The 5,099-nt window shown below is 52.9% G+C and carries 6 protein-coding genes; all 6 read left to right on the top strand.

Annotated elements, in window-relative coordinates:
• Positions 1-1,452, top strand: a 1,452-nt coding sequence (locus PLH32_18270; protein HQJ66555.1) for a hypothetical protein, incomplete at its 5' end; no start/stop codon positions are given.
• An 8-nt stretch (positions 1,453-1,460) separates the two neighbouring features.
• Complete coding sequence (locus PLH32_18265; protein HQJ66554.1) at positions 1,461-2,072, top strand: hypothetical protein; 612 nt, start codon at positions 1,461-1,463, stop codon at positions 2,070-2,072.
• Positions 2,069-2,512, top strand: a complete 444-nt coding sequence (locus PLH32_18260; GenBank protein HQJ66553.1) for a hypothetical protein — start codon at positions 2,069-2,071, stop codon at positions 2,510-2,512. Before PLH32_18265 ends, PLH32_18260 begins: the two co-directional genes overlap by 4 nt.
• Positions 2,496-2,765, top strand: coding sequence for a hypothetical protein (locus PLH32_18255; protein ID HQJ66552.1), 270 nt, complete (start codon positions 2,496-2,498; stop codon positions 2,763-2,765). The genes PLH32_18260 and PLH32_18255 overlap by 17 nt, the downstream gene beginning before the upstream one ends.
• 2 nt (positions 2,766-2,767) lie before the next feature.
• The gene (locus PLH32_18250) at positions 2,768-4,060 is read left to right on the top strand and encodes a hypothetical protein (protein HQJ66551.1); all 1,293 of its coding nucleotides are present in this window, start codon (positions 2,768-2,770) and stop codon (positions 4,058-4,060) included.
• Between the two features lie 2 nt (positions 4,061-4,062).
• Positions 4,063-5,099 (top strand): hypothetical protein (locus PLH32_18245; protein ID HQJ66550.1); only part of this gene is annotated, 1,037 nt, incomplete at its 3' end.

Here is a 5,099-nt window from a genome sequence, read left to right as displayed (position 1 = left end):
CTTGCAGCCAACGGCACAACCTCATTCACTGTCCGGGTAACAGACGGGGCTGGCTCGACAGCAACAGCCGCGGTTTCCATCGTTGGAGACTCCGCCAACGAACTCCTGCCGGACATCTATTCTGATGCCGGGAAGAATCTCGACTACAACGAGCAGACCTATTTATTCATTGGCGGTATGCTCGACCGGGACCAGATCGTGATCGGGTCCCGCTGCCCGGTTGGTAAGTGGGAATTTCAATGGTCCTCTGCTTTTGCGTTCACGGTGACCCCGCCAAGTCTGACGCCATATGAGGGGGATATCCGCGAGAATTTCGAGATCCCGGACATAATCACCATCCCGGCAGCGGCCTGGACGGCCGGCATGGCTGAAGGGGACACCATGAGTTTTGTTACTGGGATAACCTGGGACGATGAAAATCCGGTAAAGATCATATATGATATCATGACAGCGCGTGTGGGCACCCCCGCCAAGCTTGTGGATGCCAGCTCATTTTTCGGTGAGATAGAGGCGGGAGAACTCTATGAAGCTGTTGCATCCGGAGCGGCAACATTCAAGATTGCGACCAGTGTGAATTTGATGATCCCGGCTGGAGCGATTCTCACCCTCGATGATGGCGTCAATTCTCAGGAGATCACAGTCGATGAGATCGATTATAAAGACTCGTTTCCGCCATATGTTACTGTGAATTTGTCGTCTGGAACCCTGAGCTACGACTTTGCTGCCGGAACCATAGTGACCATCAAGCAGGCCCAATCACTGGATGCTGCCAGGTCGTACGATGCTGAATATGAATACTGCGAAGCTGCTGATATCCGGCTGCGGATTACCCTGGACCGGGCGATGACAGTCGCCCAGGCGGTTGAAGCAATTTGCTCTCATGCTGGACTGGTGCAATATCATTGGTTCGGGCTGGAATGCCTGCATTGCATGCGGCCGAGATTGCAACTGGCGGTCCATGAATTCACCAACGCCGATATCAAGCCGGAAGTGGAAAGTGAAAGCACGGAGATTGTGAATGTCATAACCGTCTACTATGGCTATGATGGGGTAACACAGGAGTATCTGAAGAGCCATACTTATCCGGAGAGCCAGAGTGACAATCCATCCTATCGCAGATATGGCAAAGAGGTCTCGGTTGAAATCTACGCCCCTGGGCTGCATGACGACACACAGGCCGAAAGCATGGCCAGACGACTCTACGAGCTGTACTCCAATGGCATTCGGAGCGTGACGATCAATTGTGATTTTCAGGCGCTCTTGATGAGGATCGGTGAACAATGGGATCTGGATATCAATGATCCCGATATAGCCGGCCGCTTTGAGACGATCAGGAAATCAATCTCGGCGATGACACCTCGGAATGTATCTCTGACCGGGTATGACGCCCAAGTATATGACAAATTCGCCATGCCCGATTCGGCGATGGCAGACATGCATTGCGCATGGTAGAGGGATAAATGAGCCTGAATTCGACTGCTTTCACAACTCGTACTCCGATTACCGCGGCATTCCTCAACGCAATCAAGCGTGGAAACCAGGAACAAGTCGCGCTCCAATCCTTCCCTGTTCCTCTGTGCTCGCTGCGCTATGCAGACGGATCGACTGTCAATCCAACCGGTGCAGCAGGCAAACCAAAACTCGTGATGGGCGGCTGGGGTTCGGGCACCGGGATCCTGCAGGGCGAGGACGCACACGGCACCACCAAGACTGAGACGGTATGCCTTGAGTTTGCTATCCCTGAGAGTTATGATGACGGGCAGGACTTTAAAATCACGGTCTCCGCCCGGGTCAATGACTCAGGGGCCGGCACAATGTCAGTGAAGACCGTCGACTGCGAAGCGTATGAGGTTGCTGAGGCTGGAACCGCTGGCGCAGATTTGTGTGAGACTGCCGCGCAGACACTCACGACCTCGATGCTGCAGTACACATTTGTGATCACCGCGGCGAATCTGGTCCGCGGCGACATGATCCGGGCTTTTATCCGGATAGTGATCACCGAGTCCGGCGGGACCGGGGCGCAGAAAGCGGAAATTGGCGGGATCACTGTTCAGTGTGATATCAGAGGATGATTGTCTGGGCATTCAAATATGGGACTCCTGAGAACACTATCGAATTCTCGCATCAAGAGGCAGCCCGGTTGGTAAAGCGCACCAATTGCGCCGAGGATGTGCAGACCTATAAAAACGGCCTGTCAAGGGTCTATTCAGGGCCGGTGAGGTATTTTAGTTTTACATTCACATTTCGCCAGATTGGAGGGACGGCAACCAGGGTCGCAGCTTTAGCGGCCTTGCGGGTGCCTGTGAAAATCTACACACGTTATGGGATTGATGCCTCAGTCTATTACTGGGCCAACGTGATTCCGGAAAGAGAGAACATGTTCGTTGCCGGACATCAGTCAGCTGCAGATTTGGTCTTGAAGTTTATCGAAACCACCGAGCCGGCCAGTCAAGTTGTGATCCCTGGTTTGCTCTATTTCCCATTTGGAGGGCTTTATGGCAACGTGGGATAAGGACACAATATTCATCCAGCTTGTCACACCATCAACCGGGTCAAACGATGAAACGGCTCATACGGTGGAGTTCTGCCCGGTTGATAATACCTATCCGGCTGGCGCGGTTACCGGAACACAGTGCTCGAGCGAACCATCGCGCTACTATCCAGGCGCTGATCTGGATGACGAAACCCACTACGACATTTATGTCGATGGTTCCTGCATTGGGCGGCTGCCGGCGAAGAAATCCTATCCTGCTATTGGAGTATGACGATGAAAAAATGGCTATACCTTATTGTTTTGCTGGCCTTGCCAGCCGCGGCACTGCCCCAGGTCGGGATCCAGTATTTTTCTAAAAAAGTCGGCATCCTGACAAGAACCGTTCCATCTGCTCTTACGGTTTCAGGGGGAGTGCTTGCCGATACATTGCGAACGCCACATTTTTGCCTGCCTCACGTCGATGGGACAAACGGTCAGGTTATGGCAACCAATGGGAGTGGGGCGGTGTCATGGATCTCGCTTTCCGGGGCGACGCTTCCGTCCTTGACTTCAGCATATTTCTGGGTTGGAAACGGCTCGAACGAGGCAACGGCGGTCGCTCTTTCAGGGGATGGGACGCTTTCAAACACTGGGGCCTTGGCGGTTTCGGATGATTCGCACGCGCATACGACGACGACGATCTCTGGGCTCGATATTTCGAGTGATACCAATTTAAGTGCTACAAGCGGCATCGTGCTGACAGGTGATGCTCTCTCGCATTCCACTGCAGATGGATACAAGCATATCCCGTCAGGTGGTTCGTCTGCCCAGGTGGTACAGTACAGCTCGGCGGGAACCGGAAAATGGGTGACCATATCGGGCGATGTAACTATCGCAGATGGCGGAGCGGTGACCCTCACGGCGAATGCCGCCGACTCTACAAACCTTGCAGATGGATCGGTCACTTCGGAGACCATTAAAGACGGCCAGGTGAAAACTGCAGACCTGGCGGCGAATGCTGTTGATTCGACCAAGATTAAAGATGGTGCTGTCACGAGCGAATCTATCCAGGACGGACAGGTAAAGCTTGCAGATATTCAGGCCCAGACTTCAGCCAACTGGGCAACCAAGGTCACTGATGAAACCGGATCTGGAAAGATGGTTTTCGGTACGAGCCCTACGATCACCGGGGCTACTCTTGGCGTGGTCAACGGGTCGGCTATCACCGGGCAGGCCAAGCACCTGCGGTTCACAGTAATATCGCCTAATGCTGTGTTCACAGCTGACAGCTGTATCTGCATTTGGCCGAAAGTGGATGCGGGCATCACTATTGACAGTGTGACAGTAACAACCTCCAGCGCATCGTACAACATCGCCGGCGACCTGCGTTTTGCCAATTCTTTCATCGGCAGGGTGGGGGGCAGCGCAGGGCTTATTAAGGCGCTCGATACATCGTCTGGCGTGCTTTACTCAGGCACATTTGATGATGCCACAGTGGACGCCGGGAAGTGTATGTACCTGAAGCTTGATTCTGCTCCTTCATCGTCCATGTCCCAGTTTTCAGTGGATATTAAATACAGGTACTGATCATGAGAAAATCGATCGTTTTACTATTTCTGGCTTCCTCTGCTGTTGCGCAAGTGTATACTCCCGCTAGCTATAATGCAGATGTCGCGGAAGTCGCTGGCGGCAAGCGATACCGGTTCCATGCCTCGCATGTCAATTACAGGGACGGCGCTTCTTTCAAGCGGATAAATACCTGGCTGAGCTGGGACGGGATCCTGTCACGGTGGGGTCAGAACAGGGCGTCCTATAATTGCTCTCTCCCGAAGTACGCTGACGACTGGATCGATTTCACATCAGCCTATCTTGATGCCAACATCTCCATCAAGGCCAGACCGGTCGCTGCTCATGCGCAAGGGATACTGCACAATGGCGAAGCTGACGGAAACTATGTTCTCTATCCGGATGCCTTTGGAACGGGCATCGATCTCCGTATTTATGCGGAGGAGGATGGCCTAAAGAAGGTTGTGGTGATCAACAAGAAGCCGAGCAATATTGTTGACATGACCTTTGATTTTGAACTGGATCTGCCCAGCCTGAAAACGATCCGTGACAACCTTGGCAATATCTGGGACAGAACTTCCGGCCTTGATTTTACGGACAGGACATTGATGATAGGGGATGCCGGCAAGGAGTTGTATTTCCGGGAAGCCCTGTTATGGGACAGTGCAGGAAAGAGTCAACCAGTAAAAATTAAGTTCTACAGGAAGCTGCTGAGAGTTTATTTGCGCAAGACTGTACCGGCTGCATTTCTGGAAAACGCAACCTACCCCGTCTATACCGATCATCCAACCAGCTACTATTCTGGTGCCGGAGATGGATACGTTGAGTTTTCGTCAACGGACGTCTACGACTGGGACACTGTCTGGGACGCGACGCACAACGCGACGACTGGAACGAGCGCTCACTATACCGGGGCTTATGCTTATGCTCCGGAGCTTATCAATAATTTCGGAACAGATTTTTCGATGACTCTGGCGCGCGCGTTTTATCCGTTCGATACGAGCGCGATTCCAGACGGGGCGACGGTGACGGCGGCGACTTTAAATCTTTATTGCAAGGA

Source organism: bacterium (assembly GCA_035419245.1).
Classification (GTDB): Bacteria; Zhuqueibacterota; Zhuqueibacteria; order Residuimicrobiales; family Residuimicrobiaceae; genus JAKPUX01.
This window is presented reverse-complemented; position numbering and strand designations above follow the sequence as displayed.

Excerpts from the sequence above, each read along its gene's own strand:
- PLH32_18260 (HQJ66553.1), top strand. The coding sequence starts at position 2,069 with ATGATTGTCTGGGCATTCAAATATGGGACTCCTGAGAACACTATCGAA.
- PLH32_18265 (HQJ66554.1), top strand. The coding sequence starts at position 1,461 with ATGAGCCTGAATTCGACTGCTTTCACAACTCGTACTCCGATTACCGCG.
- PLH32_18250 (HQJ66551.1), top strand. The coding sequence starts at position 2,768 with ATGAAAAAATGGCTATACCTTATTGTTTTGCTGGCCTTGCCAGCCGCG.
- PLH32_18255 (HQJ66552.1), top strand. The coding sequence starts at position 2,496 with ATGGCAACGTGGGATAAGGACACAATATTCATCCAGCTTGTCACACCA.